Source organism: Gluconobacter sp. Dm-62 (assembly GCF_018256155.1).
Lineage (GTDB): Bacteria > Pseudomonadota > Alphaproteobacteria > Acetobacterales > Acetobacteraceae > Gluconobacter.
In genome coordinates this window covers 1-18448 of record NZ_JAERLY010000012.1, presented here as the reverse complement: position 1 = coordinate 18448, position 18448 = coordinate 1, and the positions used below count along the sequence as shown (strand labels likewise).

Sequence of the window (18448 nt, the reverse complement as noted above, 5' to 3'; positions counted from 1 at the left end):
GTGATGACTTCTCTCAGACGCTTCAGAAACACAGGTAGGGCGCTCAGCGCCCTGCCCATCTTACTCGCGACAGGGGTGGCTCACGCACAATCGGTCACAGGCAATTCGACGTCTGGAAACTCGACCTATGGCGTGACCTGGAGCATGCTCGATCCCGGTGATGACTGGGCCGCGACCATGATCAAGTCGGTCTTTCCGGTCTTCGGATCGTCCTCGACGTCCACCGGCACAGAAGCCACGGTCATCGGGACCATGCTGGGCGATCTGTCCGGCTTCGTCATGGCGCTTGCCATGGCCTTTGTCTCTTACGTCATGATGATGAACATGCACCGCTCGGCCGAGACGTCGAAGGTACTTGGATCCAATCAGACGTCTATGAGTATCGTGCGTATGGCTTTTGGCGCCATCATGATGCTTCCGGTTGCAGGCGGCTTCAGTGCGGGGCAGGCGGCGTTCGTTCAGGGTTCGCTCTGGGGTGTCGGCATGGCGAAGACGGTTTATTCGTCCGCCGTTCAGGCGATTGGTCCGGACGGAAAAACCATCGCACAGCCGATGGTGCCGGGGACGAAAACCATTGTAGCGGGTTTGATCGGCAACGAAATGTGCCGGGATCTGGTCAATCTGGCCTCGTCCAATTCCAGCCTTGTGCCGGCACCAACGGGTCAACGCGTCTGGGCTGTTCCTGGGGCGGATGTTGGTGTCATCACCTATCCCTATCAGATGACGACTGGGGACGGTCAGCCAGTTTGTGGCTCTGTGACCATTCAGGCTCCTCGGAGCGCGACCAAAGTTCTGGGAATTACTGTGGATACGGCTGCCATGCAGCAGCAGATCCTTGATAGCGTTCTCATCGGTGAGATCCGGCCGCAGGTTCAGCAGGTGGCAACCCAGTTCTGGCAGACCAAGAAGTCCTCCAGTCTGGCACCGCTCGTGACCCTTATGACGCAGGCGACCAATGACTACACCAGCAAGCTGACCGCCAAGGCTGCCAGTATCCGCCAGCAGGTTCAGGCCGCCGTGATGCAGCGGAGCACAAGCTTTCAGGCGTGGGACAGTGGTACGAACGGCAGTGCTGCCAATACCAAGAACCGGCTTGATAGCCTCGGCTGGACGGGCGCAGGGGCATATTATCTTGAGTTCGCTCGTCTCAATGGCGAGACCATGTCTTTGATGGCATCGACCCCGAGTGTCAGCGCACCCACCTATGTGGGCCTGGGCGAAGACCTGCATGGGGATATTGCGCCACTGATGCAGTCCACGGGCGCGCTTTTGGCCAACATCTCCAACATGGTCGCGATGCAGGATGGAATGAATGCGCCAGGGGGCAGCAGCGACCTTTATACTGGCGTCACACCAACCGGCGACGGCGCAGGCATCCTGTCGCGGGTCGCGCGGTCTTTGCATCTGAGTGACTACACGCTTCAGACGGTCATGGCGTTCATCGAGCCCTCTGGTGCTGAAGGCTACTGGACGGATCCGTTCGGAAACCTCATGGGGTTAGGAAACTGGATGATCACCACAGCCCTTCTGGTCATGGCGTCCGCAGCGCTGCTCAGCTCGGACGCTGGATCTGCGGTGACGGCGGCGGGTGCAGCCCTGACCGGTAATTTCGCGGGGGCTGCTGGTATTGGTGTGGGACACGTCGTTGTGCAGTTTCTCAGCACGCCGATCCTGACGGGAGCAATGGCGCTTCTGCTTCCGGGTCTTACACTGGCCTTTGTGCTACCAATGATTCCCTGGGTCATGTGGATGGCTGGCGTTGCTGGCTGGCTCATTCTGGTGTGCGAAGGCGTGATTGCAGTTCCGCTCTGGATGCTGGCCCACATGACAATGTCCGGAGAAGGTCTGCATGGGCACGCGAAAGCAGGGTATGCTCTCATCTTCAACGTCCTTTTTCGACCGACTCTGATGCTGTTCGGGCTTTTCCTCGGCTACTTCGTGTTTGACGCCATGTCCTGGCTGATCCACCAGACATTCGGTGTGGCAGCAGGGTTTGTGCTCTCGCATGGCTGGATCGTGACCAATCTCATTGGTGTCGTCGTCATGCTCGGAATGTACGTCACAGTCCATATCACGCTTGCTCTCATGTGCTTCAGGCTGATTGCGATCCTCCCTGAGCGGGTTCCTGCCATGATTGGCTTCCATGAAGGGAACCGCGTCGATCTGGATCAGTTTTCTAGGGACGCGGCTGTCGTTGGCATGGCTGGGACGCTGAAGGGCATCCAAAGCTCATTAACTAACGGACTGCCTGCAAAAGGAAATTCGCAACTTGCCAACTCGACTTCTGCGAAAGAAAAGCAGATGGTAGATACAACGATGAACAAAATCACCTGAACGGAGGCTGACGGTGGGAAGTGACAGCTCTGGAATGAGTGGCTGGGCAGGATACATGCTCGGGCAAATGGCAGCCGAGTCAGAGCAGTCGCGAAACCTGTTCGTCGCCAAAACGCAGCACCGGATGGCACAAAACGGCTATGAGGTTCGTATCCAGAACCTTGTAGCAAAAGGGCAAGAGCTCCTCGACCACATCAAGTGGCAAGAGGGGATCATGAGAGAGCGCAAGGATCAGATTGCGGCTCTTGAAGCAGATCTGGTCCAGGCGCGCTCTGATTTGGAGCGTCAGCAGTCTTTAACAAACCAGTGGAAAGATTTTGGCGATAAGTCGGAGGCTAACTACGACGAGTTAAAGGCTTGGGCAGATAAAGCCGAGGCGTCGCTCAAACAATATCGCTCCCTTTACGGTCCTCTGCCAGACGCTTCAAAAAGCAGCTCTTAGTCGCATCTCACCCCGATAGGGTCTCCTTAATTCTTCAGGAGACCCATTATGCGTTCTCGTACCTCTCTTTATCTCGCCGCATCGCTGTTCCTGGCAGCACCGGCAATGGCGCAGACCCAATGCGCCGTTTCTTCCTCGCCTGCCAAAACATCAGCACCTCAAAAAACCGCTTCGCTCGGGCCTCAGCCGACTGACGCGATCCAGCGGTTAGTACAGGCAGGCAGCGAGATCCTGTGGGCAGAGCCACAGCACGGCCTACAGACAGGTGTTGCTCATGGCGATAACCAGCTTCTGGTATTCTTCACGCCTGAAAATCACAGCTTCATCATTGGCGGAACACTCATTCCCGTCCCCTATGATCGCCTTCACGAGCTGATGGGCAAGCGGGCGACAGATCTTGAGGTCTGGCGCGGCACCAGAGGCATGTTCGTGCGCAATGGCGACCGTTTCCAGGTTGTCTATGCGACGCCAGACGGTCAGGCCGCGATTGCGGGCACAATATGGGATACCGCAGGCAAAAACGTCACAAGGCAGCAGATCCGCTATATCCCCGGGGCAGTCCCCACGGTTCGGATTGACGTCCCAGGAGGTGGAAAGGCCTCAGCCGGTTCGCTGTCCGAGCAGATCTATGCTGGTGTGATCGGCCAGAAAGGCGCGCCGGAAGTAATCATGTTCATTGATCCGCGCTGCACGTTCTCGATCCGGGCCATGCAACTCCTTCAGCCCGCCGTTGATAGCGGCAAGTTACGTCTAAGGATCGTGCCGCTTTCGCTCCTGGATTATGAGGATGGCGGCGCAAGTACGCGTTACGCCAAGGCCATGACGTCGCTGCCAGCGGATGCGAGTATGGTTCAAGCCTGGACGTCTGGCGGACTCTCGAATGTGCTGGATCAACCGTCTCCTGAAGCGCAGTCCCGACTTGATGCAAACATGGCAGCCGCCAAAGCGGTATCGTTGACAGGCACGCCGACCTTTTTCTGGAAGCATCATGATGGCTCTCTGGGGCGTCTCGACGGGGTGCCTCCCGACCTGAACAAGTTCCTGATGGATGTCAGCCAGTGAGTGGGGCGAACGAAAAGAAAGGGGTTCTCGCCAAAACAGGCCGGGCAGCCCGTTTCGTTGTAGGCTCTCCATCTGTCGCAGTCGGGGCCACGAGTATTCATGACGGCTACAGTCTGGTTCGGACACTATGGGGCATCGTCCGGAGAAAACCTGAAGCGGACGACGGGTTTCAGGTTGATGAATCGGGTCGCATCGACATTGTTGCGACGGCTGACGTGTATGACGTCAGTCCGGCCGCGGTAGAGATCTATCTCCAGAACCAGCAGGCCAGAACGTATCAGCGCGCCTGGGCCGCAGCTCTCATCGGGGCTTGCCTTCTCGCTGCGTGGATCATTGTCGGTCTCAGCGGGTCGTGGCGGAGCCAGACGCTTGTGACTGCGATCGAGATGATGCCGTTCTGGTTCGCTCTGGGGCTCTATATTCTGCAGAATGGGTGGATGAACTGGCAGTTTCGTCAGCGGAGGAAGGCCGGGATACTGGCCTATATCAGAGAGGCCGACACCCTTTTCCCTCGATGGCCCTGAAACCGGAAGCGGCCCTAAAGGGCCGCTTTTCTCTTAGAAAGTTCCGGGTGGGTGCGTGGAATTGTTGTTGGGGACACCAACGGCCCAGGCCGCGTGCTCGTAGTCTTCACGGCCTCCAGAATTGCGAGGATCTTGCACCTTTACGATATGACCTTGCCGATCATAGACGGGGGGCGCCCAGACGGCTCTGGCTGACCCATAGGCGACGCCCGGCTCGTAGCGAGCGTGTTTGAGCGGGGGCGGTTTCGGGCCGTGACCATGATCGGCTGTGACGTTGCCTGAACAGGCGGTCAAAACGAAGAGGGCTGTAAACGGCAAAAGACGCATAATCATATCTAGATCTCCTGAAGGGAGATCAGAGAATTGCGCAGGTCTTTGCGACTTAAGGAAATATCTTTCTTCTAGTCGGGCAGGGAGCTGGCATCTTCTTCGAGGCACAGACCCGCTTCGAGAATAGCAAAACAGTTTAGGCACTCTCGTTTCATATTTTCGCTCTCAATATTCGTGAACGTCATTCTCTCAATTTGGCTGGCAAGGCGTTGAGCTTCTCTGAAACAGAGATAAATCTTTTGTACTTCAGAAGGCGTAACCGCAAAAGACTTGGCAAGTTTTTCGGAGATTCTTTTAATAAGAATCAGTAATATATGGAATTCATTCAGAGTTTCTTGTGAATTATAATCGAAATAAATTTTATCAATATTATCTGAAGGAACTTTCGAACCCATCTGACACCTTTTGAACTGCACAATTATATGAGAAGTAGCGGGGGAATTCGCACGTTAACCTCAATTTTCTTTCTGGCTCGTAGCACGGTCATAAACAAAGAAAAAAGGATTCATTAACGAATTATGAAAAAAAAATTAGGAAAGTCCGCTTTTGTTCTCTTCCGACCATTGCGAGAGTGGAACGGACTCATGTTACAGATCAAAGTCGCAGATCCTTGTGGTGTTCTCTGAGCGCCAGAGAGATTTTGAATCAGGACCTTTCTTTCCGGCTACAGGGAAAGCGTAAAGGCAAATCGCCTTTTGGGCTTGAAGAAGGAATTATTTGAGTGAGTTAGCCAGGGCCCAGATACGTTTAAGGCCCCGCTTTCGCGAGGCCCTAAGAACGTAGTCCCATCGGTCGCCAAACCGATTGAACTGGATTGAAATTGATATCGCTGAATTTTCAATCCTACATTTCAGCTTCGAATGCAAGAGTTTCTTGCAAACGGGAGGGCTTGTTTGAAGGGTTGGAGAGCAGGGCTTCGGAAATCCCGAAATCCTGAGAAGTTTTCCATGACCTATTCTCTTTCGCATGACCCCCATCAGGCTGGGGTGAGACGCATCACTCCGGCCATGATTCTGGCTGAAATGCAGTGTGAGGCCCTGCCCCGCAGCGGTGCCACCAAGGCTCAGATCCTCAGCGCGTTACATACGGAGCCCCGGGCGCTTGGCCTTCAGCCGCGCCAGTCCGATCTGCTGGGCTTTCTGATCAGCCGCACCAAGCCGGTGGATTGGGAAGATGACAATCTTACCATCTGTTCTGTACGCAATCGCGACATCTGCGAGCGCTTTGGGATCGAGAGATCCACGGTCAAGCGCTGGCTACGTGGCCTCAGCGAATTAGGCTGGATCATCATGCGCGATAGTCCGAACCAGCAGCGCTGGTTGCGACGCGAGGGCCGCAATGGTGCGATCCTTGAAGGGTACGGGTTCGATCTGTCGCCGCTGTCTCGGCGCTATGCTGAAATGCTCCAACGCGTCGAGGCCTTCAGAGAGCGGCAACGCGAAGGAAAACGGCTGCACAAGCGCGCGATGGCCTTAGGCCGCCGCATTACGGCCCTTTGTGCTACGGCCTTGGAGACGACCGCTGACAAGCCGACGGTCATGAGCATCCAACAGAACGGGCATCAGCTCCTGTCATTGCGTGGCAATGACCACGATCTGGATATCCTGTCGCCGCTGGTTGAGCAGATGGAGAGTTTGGTCGAACGTCTGGAGGCCATGATTGCAGGGGCTGATCCTGTGGAAATGGACCTCATGGGGCGCACGGATGAACCCCACAATACTGATACAAGCACAAATACTATAACTAAAGTTACTGTAAGCGGAGCCGGCTACGCCGGCATTAGCATCGAAGACGAAGTAGTTGGCTCTGACAGTGCCTCCCGTTCCAAGGCCTCACCGCTTCGGGGCTTCAAGGCTGGGCCGAATTTCCTTCTCCAGCTTGTTCCTGATTTGCGAGATCTTTGCGCCAGTAGTCGCCCACACGAGGCCGAGCTGATCGAAGCCGTCGAGATGCTGACAGGGTCTCTGGGAATTTCGGCTCATGCCTGGCGTCAGGCGTGTAGCGTTATGGGCCGATACGAAGCAGCCGTCGCCGTCTGCGTGATTTCCGCGAAGTCCCGAAAAGGGAAAGTGCGGTCGGCTGGTGGCCTGCTTCGGACCATGATCGAACGTCACCTTGACGGAACACTTGCTCTGGACCGGACCCTCTATGGGCTTGCGTCGGACCTTTCGACTGATCGGACTTACCATTGACGCCTCAGTCGCAGACTGAGCTGGCAGATTGGGCGAGTGAAAAGAGAACTGTATGTTGGCACATGAAGAACAAGACACAGCATCTGCTGAGACCACCGTTCAGACCGGAGGAATTGCAGCGGATCGCCTGAGATCCATCATTGAGCGGGTTGAACGCCTGGAAGAAGAACGAAAGGCTCTGGCCGGAGATATCAAGGACATCTTCAGCGAAGCCAAGTCGGCCGGGTTTGACGTCAAGACCATCAAACAGATCGTGAAGCTGCGGAAGATGGAGCCTGCCCAGGTCGAGGAACAGGAAACCCTTTTGGACATCTATCGCCGTGCTCTGGGAATGTGACTTACTGGTGGTGTGTCTATTGCGGACACACCAAGAAGGAGAGACCAGATTTCTACGCCAGCAATAGCAGCATTGTCCTACAGTGTGGCCATGGTGTCCGGGATTATTGGGATCACTTTGATCTTGGCTGGGTATGTGCGGCTGAAATATCTACAGTCTTGCCCATCCTCATCAGGCCTGTCGTCTGCGGCGGTTGAGCGACTTCTTATGATGATTTTCTGCGGTACGCTCGTCAACATTACTGTTGCTTTCCTTGTCATCTGAGGATGGTTGCCAGCCAACCTTCTCAAGAGTGTTTAATGCGTTCTTCCGCAGAGGACAGTTTTCTGGCCCTTTTGGTTAGTGAGTTGAGCACCATGTCCAACCGGCTCCTGAATGATCGACGGAGGCCTTCCGCTCTTTAGGCTTGTCCGTCGATCCTTGTCATGACCCACTCATGGTTCAGGAGTTTGGAAAGCCGTGCCAGATGATTGCGTCTCTTGAAGGTCAATCATAACCTGTTTCAATGACTCGAAATTCTTCTGAGAAGCCTAAATCCCGTGCGCCCGTGAAAGTCAGCACAACCGTCACGAAGGCAAATTTGCAAGCGCTCGGTGCTGATCGACTGGCGGACCTGCTTGTCGAACTCGCAGAGCAGGACGCCTCACTGTCTCGTAGGCTCCGAATGGCGCTGACGGCAGTTCACGCAAAGGATAAACTCGGCAAGGAGATTGAAAAAAGGCTGCGAACAATCCAGCGTTCCACGAGCTTCCTCCCCTGGGAGCGGGTCCGCCCTCTGGGAACTGAACTCGATACCTTGCGGCAATCCATTCTGAACGACCTCTCTACTGTTGATGTTCGGCAGGCTATTTCAGCCATGCGACTGCTCGTGGAGATTGCTCCATCCGTCTATGAGCGCTCTGACGACAGCTCCGGATATTTGTCGGATATCTTCCGGGAGGCCGCCTCTGATCTCGGAGCCCTCTGGGGGCGGCAGGCCAACCGGGATCCGGCCAACGTTGTTACGGATATTCTCACGCTGCTTGATCATGACGGGTATGGCACTTGTGATCATCTTCTTGCCTCCTCCGGTGCATCATTAGGCGAAACAGGCTCGGCCATGCTCCGAAACGCGCTTCTGGTGCGACTGCGCGATCTTCCTGCCTCAAAGGGGAAGAGAGATTATCATACCGACATCGCGCGTAGGCAGACGATCGGTCACCTTCTGGATCTGGCTGATGTTATGGGTGACGTCGATGCGTATATTGAAGCGACCAATTTGAGTGACCGCCAGTCTGGCTATATCGGCAATATCGCACGGCGCCTCATGGACAAAGGCCGGCATCATGAGGCAATCGCATGGCTCGATCGTGAGACGAACGAGACGCCCGGCTTTCGAAGAGGACATGACGACCTGCGGATTGAGGCATGCGAGGCTGTGGGGGATCGCACAGCAGCACAGTCTCTGCGCTGGACGGTCTTTCGGGAAACGCTCAGCCTGTCGCATTGGAAAGCATATCAGCGCCATCTCAGCGATTACGATGCAATTGACGCCGAAGAGGCGGCGCTTGATCACATCCGGAATTTCTCGAACAGGACCGTTGCTCTCTCCATTCTCCTGGGATGGCCCGTGCTCAACGAAGCGGCGCGTTTCGTGCGAAAGCATGCGGAGGCACTAGATGGACGGGACTACGAAACGCTACGTCCGGCAGCGGAACGTCTGTCGGAAGCTTATCCTCATGAGGCAACCCTACTTTACCGCTTGCTGATTGAGGCCGTTCTAGACCGGGGGCTTTCCCGTTACTACGCCTATGCCGCAAAGGATCTTGCGTCCTGTCAGCTTCTGGCCCCCATGTTGAGCATGGTAGCAGGTATAGAATCTCATGACGCGTTCTGGACACGGCTGAAGGCTGCACATAAGCGCAAACAGGCGTTCTGGTCATTGGTCGCCGATCCGTAAGAGTATTTTTTCGAAAAATGGGTGGGCTTGTATGGTGCTCGAACTTTATTGCCATCCAACAAACGTGTGGATATACTTCCAACATATCCCTCATGGAGGTTACCATGCTCACCCGCACGACGCTTTTTCTGTCCAATCGCTCCCAGGCCGTGCGCCTTCCCAAAGCAGTGGCGTTTGATGGCGCTCTAAAAGACGTCGTGATCATCCCGGATGGTCCGCGCCGCATCATCGCCCCGGCAAATGCGGCATGGGACGATTTTTTCGCCGCTTCGGGCATTCCATTGCCTGAGCGCAATCAGCCCGGAATGCAGGAGCGTGAAAGCTTCTGATGCTTCGTTATCTTTTGGATACAAACTTTTGTATTCGCGTCCTGCGTGATCGTCCACAAGGTCTGCGCGAACGTTTCAATGATAACGCCGAGGCGCTCTGCATCTCGGACGTCGTCCTCTACGAGCTTCTGTATGGAGCTGAAAAGTCTCAAAATTCGCTCAAGACCCGGCGTGATGTTGAGCATTTTGCCGCGCGTCTGTCTGTTTTGCCATTTGATGATGATGCCGCCGTCCATACAGCGGAAATCAGGGCAGACCTGGAAACGCGTGGCTGTGTCATCGGTCCATACGATTTGATGATTGCTGGGCATGCGCGAAGCAGAGGGCTTGTCGTCGTGACCGGAAACCTACGAGAATTTACGCGTGTAAATGGACTGCGATCTGAAGATTGGACGGCAGATTAGGGGGGGGGAAGGCGGAATGTCGGGTGCTGGGGAGAGATGGTCGAAAGCGGACTTTCGCTGCACTCACTTTCGTGGCCACATTCCTCCGATCAGAAGCGAGAAAAAAATTACCGAGAGGAACTCACAATCAAGCAATTTTAGAGCCTGACTCGGCTTTGTTGCATAAATGGCGTGCGGGGATTTCAGTTTTGCCTTGAGTTTATTATCTGAGGGGATGAGTGAAGTGACCCCCACGCGCTACCGCACGACGAACTGGTCTTCCTATAATGCGGCGCTGAAAAAGCGTGGCTCTCTGACGGTGTGGTTTGACCCATCCATGCTTTGGGAGGGCCTGGCGACGGGGCGTCAGGGACGGCGGCAGAGTTATAGCGATGCTGCGATACAGACCTGCCTGACGCTGAAAGTCCTGTTCGGTTTTGCACTACGGCAGACGACGGGTTTTGTTGAAAATCTCCTACACCTGGCGGGACTGCCGTGGTCTGTTCCAGAGTTCAGTACGCTGAGCCGCAGACAGGAAAGCCTGACGGTCGATATCCCCTATCGTGGTTCGAACGGCCCACTTCATCTTTTGATCGACAGCACCGGGATCAAGGTCGAGGGAGAAGGTGAATGGCACACCCGCAAACATGGCGGTTCGAAGCGTCGGATCTGGCGTAAACTTCATATCGGGATCAACGAAGGATCAATGGAAATCAGAGCCGTAGACATGACAAGAAACACTGTCGGTGATGCTCCGGTCCTGCCCATGCTTCTTGAGCAGATCCCTGAAGATGAAGACATTGCCAGTGTCACGGCTGATGGCGTGTATGACACGAGGCAATCTTATGAAACCATCGCCAGTCGTGGTGCACAGGCTGTCATACCTCCACGAAAAAACGCAAAGCCATGGCGCCCCACATCAGCAGGAGCCATTGCCCGAAATGAAACTCTGCAGGCCTGCGAGCATCTCGGGCGGGCCAACTGGAGACAATGGAGCGGATATCATTGACGAAGCCGCGTCGAGACAAAAATGCACTGCATCAAGCTTCTGGGACAGCGCCTGACGGCGCGGAACTTTGACCGTCAACTCACCGAAGTTTATGTCCGCGTCGCCATCCTCAATCGCTTCACAGCACTCGGAACACCCATCACTCAAGCCATCGCATAACCAAAAATGCCTCTATATGACCTCGTCACGTCAACAGCAGGAATTGTGCAACAGAGCCCATCAGGAACACGATCTGAAAGCCCCAGGCCAAGGAAGCGTACGAACGACAGGCGATCGTTGATCAGATATTCCGTCCGCTCATCAGACAAACTCTTCAGTGTCTGGATCACCAGGATCTTGAACATCAGTACCGGATCAAATGGCGGTCGCCCGCCTTTGCTTCCGTCGGAATACGCCAGTGCCTTCTCCAGATCAGGGCGGAACACTTCAAAATCCACAGTCCGGGAAAACGCTTCGAGCTGATCGCCAAGCCCGCTCAACCGGGCCAACCGCTCTTCAACATCAAAGAAACCCGGCTGCTTCATCTTCCATCATCCCCAATCAATGCAAGAGAAATGGAATCACAGAGACAGACTCAAAACCAGAGGGTTTTTCGAACCCTCCATCTGCGCACCACACTTGGCGACACGGTCTTCTGGGCTGGCCTGCGCAGCTACACCCGTGCTCATGCTGGTGGGACAGCCACAAGCATCGACTTCGAACGAGCGATGGAGGGTGCAAGTGGGCGCGACTTGCAGAGAATTTTTAAAGATTGGGTTTTTGGATAGGGGCCGAACGTGGGATCTCCCATTTCCTCAAATCGAAACCGATAGAAAACTATATCCTATCTACCAGTAGCATCGTTCGCTATTTGTTTGTTTCTGGCGTACGTAAAATGCACTTTCGTATAGTCAGTCCTGGATCGTGAAGCAGCAGGACGCGAAGCCAGCCCATCCGGTGGTGTCATCGACAGCCAGAGCATCAAGGATCTTCATGCCAGGACCCGTGGTTATGACGCAGGCAAGAAGATCGTTGGTCGTAAGCGCCATATTGCGGTTGATACAGATGGCCGACTGCTTCTGGTCAGGCTGACGTCAGCCGATATTTCAGATAGCGCGGGAGGGCAGATGATCTTGGATGCCATCCGCAAACGCTGGCCGTGGGTGAGACATCTCTTCGCGGACGGAACTTATGACCGCCTTCAGCTGATGGATAAAGCCGCCTTTCTCAATTTCACGGTCGAGATCATCCGGCGCTCAGACACCGCAAAAGGGTTTGAAATCCTGCCGCGACGCTGGGTCGTTGAACGGACATTCGGCTGGATGATCCGCTGGCGCCGACTTGTGAAGGACTACGAACAGCGTATCGACGTGGCAGAGGCCATGATTCACATCGCCATGGGAAGCCTCATGCTACGCTGAAATGCTCATCCCTGAATTTCCAAAAGGGCTCTAAAACCAGAGGGTTTTTCGGAGGTGGCGCGGGCGCGTAAATCACGGGCCTCCAACTGGTCGGTAACGTGCATCATTCAGGCATGGATTTCGTGATCATTTTTTAGCGATAAATGTTTTATTTTTATGGACTATTTTTCATGGGTGGTTAATCCTACTAAGGTCAGAAATCATCGGTATGTCGAATGGCATGTCACGAGCGATCGGAATAAGAATATGACTAATTACGGAACCTCACCTGGCCCAGTATATACAGTAACAGAAAATTATTCATATGATATTTTCACCGGTAAGGACGATATTCCGACTGGAAACTCCGATGTAAAGATCACAAACTCAGATGGAACCACAGAAACAGTTTCTGGGGTTTCGGATGGAAACATCTTAACGCCTGGAAATAATTTTAATCTTAGTATCGCCAGCGCTCTATTTGGTCAGACTTTTATTGTGGTTCCTGGGGCAAGCGGAAGCATTACTATTGCTGCCAGTCTTGTTACATTAACTGATAATACATTTTATATTGGTGGGACCGCCAATATCAGTATCCTAGCCTCTGTCCTCAGTGGAAGTACGCTTAATGTGGACGGTGGGACGGCGACGCTGAGCACAGGAACAATCGCGAGTGCGCTCAGCGGATCAACGATTAATCTGACAAATGGTGGCACATTTTCTGCGGGCTACGGCCTTATAAGTGCGCTGAACGATAGTAAAATCACTTTCGGTACAGGTGGAGGAACCCTAGTCGTAAATGCTGGTGGAGCTATCATCAACCTCTCATCGACAACAATAAACAATTATAATCCGAATCAGGATACAATAGAATTTCAGGATACCACGGCTCCTGTGAGTGGATATAATATTTCTGGAACAGGTACTTCCCGAACAATAACACTTTTGGATACAAGTGGCAATGAAGTTGGCCAATATACGGCCAATCTTGCAAGCGGTGTAACGCTGACGGATGGGCCTTATAATATTTCCGACGCGAATTCCCCGCTAAAAATTACTTATAGTAACGGAAATACGTATGTTGGCGTTTGTTTCCTTTCTGGTAGCATGATCAGTACGCCTGGTGGTGATGTTGCGGTTGAACACGTCAACATTGGCGATGAGATCACAGCATTCGACTGGAAGAATGGTCAGGATATTGTCCGTCCGGTTGTGTGGGTAGGCAAGACTCACGTCAACGTGCGTTACGGTGCACCTGACGATATGTCTGGCTATCCGATCCGCATTCTGAAAGATGCGATCTCTGATGGTGTTCCCTACAAGGACATGTTGATTACGGCGGAGCACAGCCTATTCTTCGACGGGAAGTTTATCCCAGCCCGCATGCTCGTCAACGGCCGTTCGATTTTCTACGACAAGTCCATCACTTCCTATGATTACTATCATGTCGAGACCGAGCAGCATTCTGTCATCACCGCAGATGGCATGTTGACCGAAAGCTATCTCGACACCGGCAACCGCCACACCTTTCGCCAGGAAGGCAGCGTCGTAGCCTTTACGCCATCCCGCAATCTGACCTGGGACGATGCAGCGGCACCGCTTGGGGTCAGCCGTGAATTCGCAGAGCCTCTGTTCCGCCAGGCCGAAGCTCGTGCGGAGGCAGCGGGCATCGCACAGAAAGAAAGCGCGCTCGAACTGACCGATGACGTCAATCTTCATCTCGTTACCGACACAGGTGCCGTGATCCGCCAGGCGCGCGAACATAATGGCAGCGTCGTCTTCATGCTTCCGACAAGCGTAAAGTCTGTGCGGATCGCCTCCAACGCCAGCCGCCCCAGCGATGTCATTGGACCATTCGTCGACGATCGCCGTTATTTCGGTATCGCGGTCGGTGACATCACCATGTTCGAGGCTGGGCAGAACCATGCCGTCACAGTCCATCTGAGCGAGAAGGAACTTGATGGCTGGAACACTCTTGAATGGGAAGACACGCGCTGGACCTCAGGCAATGCCCTGCTACCACTCGGCGAGCGTCACCCCAATAGCGTCGCTCTTCTCGCCATCCAGATCAAAAAGGCCGGTCCTTATCTCGCTTCTGATTGCGTCGGCATCCAGTCCGTAAAGGCAGGCTGACATCCAGGTCATCTTCAGAGTCAGACTGATATAAGTTAGAAAACCCTGCGTCCTTTTCAGGCCCGGGGTTTTCTTTTATCTGAGGCTCCATGGCAATACGTACTCTTTTACAGCCCGGGCAGGTATGGGCGCCGGACAATGACCAAATGCCCAAACGCAGGATCGTGGATCTGCCAGAAGGAATGATTGCTTACGCCCTCATTCCTCCAATATCTCATAACGATGCCACGTCACGCAGAACTGAGGAGTACGTCGTCAGTCAATCTCTGTTTCGGCGTTGGATCCGCGAGATCGGGGCAACCCTCACGGGACAGACTGACGCCAAAGCTGCACCGGCCATCGAGTTGGCTAAAAAGGTCGCTACCCTCCGTAGAGCTCAAGGCATGAGTCAGGCCGATCTTGCGAAATCCGTAGGCCTCAGCCGTTCGGCAATTGCGGCCCTGGAAACGGGCCGCACCAGCAGTGCCAACAAGCACCTGCCGAAGCTTGCAAAACTTTTCCAGGTGCCCGTGGAGCTGTTTCTCGGAGGAATGGTGGAGCTGACCGCCATTATGGAACTGTCATCCGACGAGCGAGACCTCATCGATCTTTACAGACGCCTGTCAACAGAGCAGAAACTCAATGTCCAAAAATATGCCGAAAGACGAACGAGAGCTTGAGGTGGAGGGATCGAAGAGCCGTTGATTGATGTGCTTGGCTGGTAATTTCTGACTTGTGGCGATTTGATTGACGGTTCTTTAGGTCGCGTTTGATCTGCGTTTTGAGCAGGTTGGGGCTGTACCCCGCTGAATGNTGCTCGACGCGCGAGCGGATCACTGATTTCCCTGCATTGGACCGCTGGATATGGCGGGGCATGGGCTTGAGATGCGGTTTTTTGCGATGAACCTTTGAGACAAAGCCCTGCTTTTCCATGAAGTCTTCATTGGCTTTTGAACGGTAGGCCGTATCCGCCCAGACCGTTGAGGCCGTATTGGTTTTATCCAGCAGCCCCTCTCTCAATCGCGCACCATCACTGGTGGCGGCGTCCGTCGTCTTCCATTTCCGGATGAACCGGTATTTCCGATCGATGGAAACATGCGATTTATAGCCAAAGAACGGGATGGCGAGATCACTGGATGGCATGGTTCCATCATCCTGCCGCTTCGCTTTGGTGAACTTTAGCGTCCAGCGCGCATGACGATCCTTGTGCGACAGCTTGGACGGCTTGTCCTGCCAGTCTTCAGGAATACGTCCTTCACGAAGATCGGCTTTCTCTGCGTTGGTGTTCCACTGTTTTGGAGCCGCTACCAGTGTGGCATCCAGGATCTGGCCTGACATCGGCAAATACCCGGCGTTGCGCAGGGTCGCATCAAAGCGGTTGAACAGCCCATCGATCGCACCCGCCTGGGTCAGACGCTCGCGAAACAGCCAGACCGTTTTGGCATCCGGCACCCGATCTGAAAGTCCCAGCCCAAGGAAACGCATAAAGGAGAGGCGATCGTTGATCAGATATTCCGTCCGCTCATCAGACAAATTGTTAAGCGTCTGGATCACCAGGATCCTGAACATCAGCGCCGGATCAAATGGCGGTCGTCCGGCTTTACTCGCATCTGAATAGGCCAGAGCCTTTTCCAGATCAGGGCGGAACCACAGTCCGGGAAAACGCTTCGAGCTGATCACCAAGCCCGCTCAACCCGGCAAGCCGCTCTTCAACATTAAAGAAACCAGACTGCTTCATAACGCCATTCCCTCACTCAAAACCGGACGAATGGAATCATAGAGCTGCTTTCAAAACCAGGGGTTTTTCGAACCCTCCACGTCGCTGCTCTGATTATGGGTATGATCCCTAGTGATCCCCGCCGCATTGTAATGCGGCGGGGATTGTTGTGTCAGGCTCGCAGTGCGGATGTTTCCGAGATCGTATCACTGAGCAGGTAAGGTCCTGTCTTTTTGATCTGGATAGTCAGCAGGGCAACGCTGTTGGGATGGCGCTCACCGAGTGGCAGCAAGCCATTACCTGAGGTCCAGCGCGTGTCTTCCCATTCCAGAGTGTTCCAGCCATTCAGTTCGGTATCGGTCAGATGGGCTGTAATGGCATGGCTTTTGCCCGCCTCGAACATCGTGATCTCGCCGACAGCAACGCCGAAATAGCGACGGTCATCGACGAACGGGCCGATGACATCACTGGGGCGGCTGGCATGAGAGGCGATCCGGACAGACTGCACTCCTGTCGGGATCATGAAAATGACGTGCCCATTATGCTCACGGGCAGGGCGGACGAACGCGCCTGTGTCGGTGATGAGATGGAGGTTGGCATCCTCGGTTAGTTCTGGAGCTGCATCTTTCTGTGCAATCCCGGCAGCGCTTGCTCGGGCTTCAATCCGACAGGACAGGGGCTCGACAAATTCGCGATTGACACCAAGGGGGGCAGCAGCATCATCCCACGTCAGATTACGGCTTCCACCGATAGAAACGACGTTCCCCTTCTGGGTGAAGGCGTGGCGGTTTCCGGTATCGAGATAGCTCTCGGTGAGCATGCCATCAGCCATGATGACCGAGTGATCTTCGGTTTCGAGGTGGTAGTAGTCGTAGGATGTGATGGATTTATCGAAAAAGATCGATCGGCCGTTCACAAGCATACGGGCCGGAACAAACTTTCCATCGAAGAACAGGCAGTGCTCCGCCGTGATCAGCATGTCCTTGAACGGAACGCCGTCTGAAATCGCGTCCTTGAGGATACGGACCGGGTAACCTGCCTCGTCATCAGGAAGATGGGAACGAACGTTGCAGTGTGCCTGACCAGCCCAGGTCACGCGACGGGGTATGGTAACGCCGTCAACATACGCAATAATCTCGTCATCAATGTTGAGTTCTTCAACTGCCTTCGTGCCATACGGCGTATTGATTAGAGAGCCTGAAAGAAAGCAGACAAGAACTGCATTCTGTCCGTCAGCTGAAGATGAAAAATCAGATGAATTATAATAGCTACCATCTGATTTTTTAGCTGTATGCAGGGTGGTAAGTGTTTTCCCCGACTGATCCTCAACGGTTATAATGCCATTGCTAGAATCAACAAGTTTGATGTTTCCATAAGAATTGAAAAATGTAATGTTATCTCCCGGAGAAACATTTGTAAATGTAACGTCACTTAGGCCATAAGCATTTAATTCTACTGTATTTGTCTTTGTTGCTGTAGTGGCTCCAAAATTTATGGTTAATGGACCGCTGTCATTAGATGCGTTTGTATTGGATAGAGATCCACCATCCATATTGATAGTTCCGGACATCAATGTACTTTGATTAAGTGCAAGAGATGTTCCTGTTGAAACTGTAATAGACGAGTTGTCATTCATAGATACGGTCTGGAAGGTAACGTTTCCATTATTATCTAACACTACATCGCCATCGAATGTGGCGCCATTAATGGCACCAGATGGTGAACCCGTAATAATGGTGGTCACACCAGAGGTTCCGATTGTTCCACCTGTTTGTGGAATGGAAGACCAATCTTGAGTTACAGATGACATTTGATACGCTCATAAAATTTTTCGGAGCGCAGCTTTTGTTTGAATACAAAGAACATTTCAATATAGTCAAAAATTAATATTTTTTAACCAAAAATATCTAGAGGGATCGAAGAACCGTTGGTTGGTGTGCTTGGCCAGTAATTTCAGGCTTTTGGCGATTTGACTGATGGTTCTTTGGGTAGAATTCAATCTGCGTTTTGAGCAGATTGAGGACTGTACCCCGCTGAATGACTACGCGCTCGTGCTCAACCTTTCGAGGAAGAGGAAGTGGCGCATATTATAGACGATATTGGCCAGGCCGATCCTCATGGTAGCCCGGCTGATACCTACAGTCCGGACAACAGCCCCGTGTGCGATTTCTGATCGTGACGTGCCCCCCCGGAAATGTCATACCAACGGCTATTTCCTTTGACCGATATGAGCCCATTTTCTGAGTCCGATGGATTGGATGGTATTGGGGAGTGCGACGACCTGGAGGGTTCGAAAAACCCCTGGTTTTGAAAGCAGCTCTATGATTCCATTCGTCCGGTTTTGAGTGAGGGAATGGCG

General features: G+C 53.6%; 14 protein-coding genes and 5 pseudogenes. 13 read left to right on the top strand and 6 right to left on the bottom strand.

Features of this window, described 5'->3' with window-relative positions; translation table 11 throughout:
• Positions 1-3: 3 nt before the first annotated feature.
• Genes JK202_RS11565 through JK202_RS11550 form a run of 4 tightly spaced genes read left to right on the top strand, consistent with a single transcriptional unit; the run spans position 4 to position 4362 of the window.
• Complete coding sequence (locus JK202_RS11565) at positions 4-2334, top strand: DotA/TraY family protein (protein ID WP_249199992.1); 2331 nt, start codon at positions 4-6, stop codon at positions 2332-2334.
• A gap of 13 nt (positions 2335-2347) precedes the next feature.
• Positions 2348-2776 (top strand): hypothetical protein, encoded by a 429-nt coding sequence (locus tag JK202_RS11560; RefSeq protein ID WP_349291864.1) that lies wholly within the window; start codon positions 2348-2350, stop codon positions 2774-2776.
• Positions 2777-2824: 48 nt separating this feature from the next.
• On the top strand, positions 2825-3838 hold the full coding sequence (locus tag JK202_RS11555) for a thiol:disulfide interchange protein (protein ID WP_211561224.1): 1014 nt from the start codon (positions 2825-2827) through the stop codon (positions 3836-3838).
• Positions 3835-4362: a hypothetical protein gene (locus tag JK202_RS11550; protein ID WP_211561220.1), complete on the top strand. Its 528-nt coding sequence runs from the start codon at positions 3835-3837 to the stop codon at positions 4360-4362. The genes JK202_RS11555 and JK202_RS11550 overlap by 4 nt, the downstream gene beginning before the upstream one ends.
• Positions 4363-4395: 33 nt before the next feature.
• Here JK202_RS11550 and JK202_RS11545 read toward each other — a convergent pair whose 3' ends face one another.
• Positions 4396-4695, bottom strand: a complete 300-nt coding sequence (locus tag JK202_RS11545; RefSeq protein WP_211561218.1) for a hypothetical protein — start codon at positions 4693-4695, stop codon at positions 4396-4398.
• 68 nt (positions 4696-4763) lie between these two features.
• Positions 4764-5087 (bottom strand): hypothetical protein, encoded by a 324-nt coding sequence (locus JK202_RS11540; protein WP_211561216.1) that lies wholly within the window; start codon positions 5085-5087, stop codon positions 4764-4766.
• A gap of 552 nt (positions 5088-5639) precedes the next feature.
• Between JK202_RS11540 and repC the strand changes: the two genes are divergently transcribed.
• From repC to JK202_RS11510, 6 genes and pseudogenes are all read left to right on the top strand, one after another.
• Entirely contained in the window at positions 5640-6884 is a 1245-nt protein-coding gene (gene repC / locus JK202_RS11535) for a plasmid replication protein RepC (protein WP_211561214.1), read from the top strand.
• A gap of 52 nt (positions 6885-6936) precedes the next feature.
• On the top strand, positions 6937-7221 hold the full coding sequence (locus tag JK202_RS11530) for a DUF2312 domain-containing protein (protein ID WP_211561212.1): 285 nt from the start codon (positions 6937-6939) through the stop codon (positions 7219-7221).
• 505 nt (positions 7222-7726) lie between these two features.
• A complete protein-coding gene (locus tag JK202_RS11525; RefSeq protein WP_211561210.1) occupies positions 7727-9160 on the top strand; it encodes a DUF6880 family protein in 1434 nt (477 codons plus the stop codon).
• A 104-nt stretch (positions 9161-9264) separates the two neighbouring features.
• On the top strand, positions 9265-9489 hold the full coding sequence (gene vapB / locus JK202_RS11520) for a type II toxin-antitoxin system VapB family antitoxin (protein ID WP_211561208.1): 225 nt from the start codon (positions 9265-9267) through the stop codon (positions 9487-9489).
• Entirely contained in the window at positions 9489-9893 is a 405-nt protein-coding gene (gene vapC, locus JK202_RS11515) for a tRNA(fMet)-specific endonuclease VapC (RefSeq protein WP_211561206.1), read from the top strand. Before vapB ends, vapC begins: the two co-directional genes overlap by 1 nt.
• Positions 9894-10107: 214 nt before the next feature.
• A pseudogene (locus tag JK202_RS11510) lies at positions 10108-11040 on the top strand (IS5 family transposase).
• 59 nt (positions 11041-11099) lie between these two features.
• Here the strand turns inward: JK202_RS11510 and JK202_RS11505 are convergent.
• Positions 11100-11405 (bottom strand): annotated as a pseudogene (locus JK202_RS11505) (transposase); the annotation flags it as partial.
• 369 nt (positions 11406-11774) lie between these two features.
• On the opposite strand from JK202_RS11505, the pseudogene JK202_RS11500 reads away from it, so the two are divergent.
• From JK202_RS11500 to JK202_RS11490, 3 genes and pseudogenes are all read left to right on the top strand, one after another.
• Positions 11775-12281: pseudogene (locus JK202_RS11500) on the top strand (IS5 family transposase); the annotation flags it as partial.
• Positions 12282-12527: 246 nt separating this feature from the next.
• Positions 12528-14393, top strand: coding sequence for a Hint domain-containing protein (locus tag JK202_RS11495; RefSeq protein ID WP_211561205.1), 1866 nt, complete (start codon positions 12528-12530; stop codon positions 14391-14393).
• An 89-nt stretch (positions 14394-14482) separates the two neighbouring features.
• Positions 14483-15052 carry a helix-turn-helix transcriptional regulator gene (locus JK202_RS11490; RefSeq protein WP_249199991.1) on the top strand — a complete coding sequence of 190 codons (570 nt, stop codon included), beginning with the start codon at positions 14483-14485 and terminating at the stop codon, positions 15050-15052.
• Here JK202_RS11490 and JK202_RS11485 read toward each other — a convergent pair.
• The 3 genes and pseudogenes from JK202_RS11485 to JK202_RS16565 all read right to left on the bottom strand — a co-directional run.
• Positions 15012-16110, bottom strand: a pseudogene (locus JK202_RS11485) (IS5 family transposase). The gene JK202_RS11490 and the pseudogene JK202_RS11485 overlap by 41 nt on opposite strands.
• A 151-nt stretch (positions 16111-16261) precedes the next feature.
• The gene (locus JK202_RS11480) at positions 16262-17833 is read right to left on the bottom strand and encodes a Hint domain-containing protein (protein WP_349291863.1); all 1572 of its coding nucleotides are present in this window, start codon (positions 17831-17833) and stop codon (positions 16262-16264) included.
• A gap of 297 nt (positions 17834-18130) precedes the next feature.
• Positions 18131-18264: pseudogene (locus JK202_RS16565) on the bottom strand (IS5/IS1182 family transposase); the annotation flags it as partial.
• Between the last annotated feature and the right edge of the window lie 184 nt (positions 18265-18448).

Bases quoted from the DNA above. Each gene is read 5' to 3' on its own strand.
- JK202_RS11565 (WP_249199992.1), top strand. From the start codon at position 4: ATGACTTCTCTCAGACGCTTCAGAAACACAGGTAGGGCGCTCAGCGCC.
- JK202_RS11555 (WP_211561224.1), top strand. From the start codon at position 2,825: ATGCGTTCTCGTACCTCTCTTTATCTCGCCGCATCGCTGTTCCTGGCA.
- JK202_RS11545 (WP_211561218.1), bottom strand. From the start codon at position 4,695: ATGATTATGCGTCTTTTGCCGTTTACAGCCCTCTTCGTTTTGACCGCC.
- JK202_RS11540 (WP_211561216.1), bottom strand. From the start codon at position 5,087: ATGGGTTCGAAAGTTCCTTCAGATAATATTGATAAAATTTATTTCGAT.
- repC (WP_211561214.1), top strand. From the start codon at position 5,640: ATGACCTATTCTCTTTCGCATGACCCCCATCAGGCTGGGGTGAGACGC.
- JK202_RS11530 (WP_211561212.1), top strand. From the start codon at position 6,937: ATGTTGGCACATGAAGAACAAGACACAGCATCTGCTGAGACCACCGTT.
- JK202_RS11525 (WP_211561210.1), top strand. From the start codon at position 7,727: ATGACTCGAAATTCTTCTGAGAAGCCTAAATCCCGTGCGCCCGTGAAA.
- vapB (WP_211561208.1), top strand. From the start codon at position 9,265: ATGCTCACCCGCACGACGCTTTTTCTGTCCAATCGCTCCCAGGCCGTG.
- vapC (WP_211561206.1), top strand. From the start codon at position 9,489: ATGCTTCGTTATCTTTTGGATACAAACTTTTGTATTCGCGTCCTGCGT.
- JK202_RS11495 (WP_211561205.1), top strand. From the start codon at position 12,528: ATGACTAATTACGGAACCTCACCTGGCCCAGTATATACAGTAACAGAA.
- JK202_RS11490 (WP_249199991.1), top strand. From the start codon at position 14,483: ATGGCAATACGTACTCTTTTACAGCCCGGGCAGGTATGGGCGCCGGAC.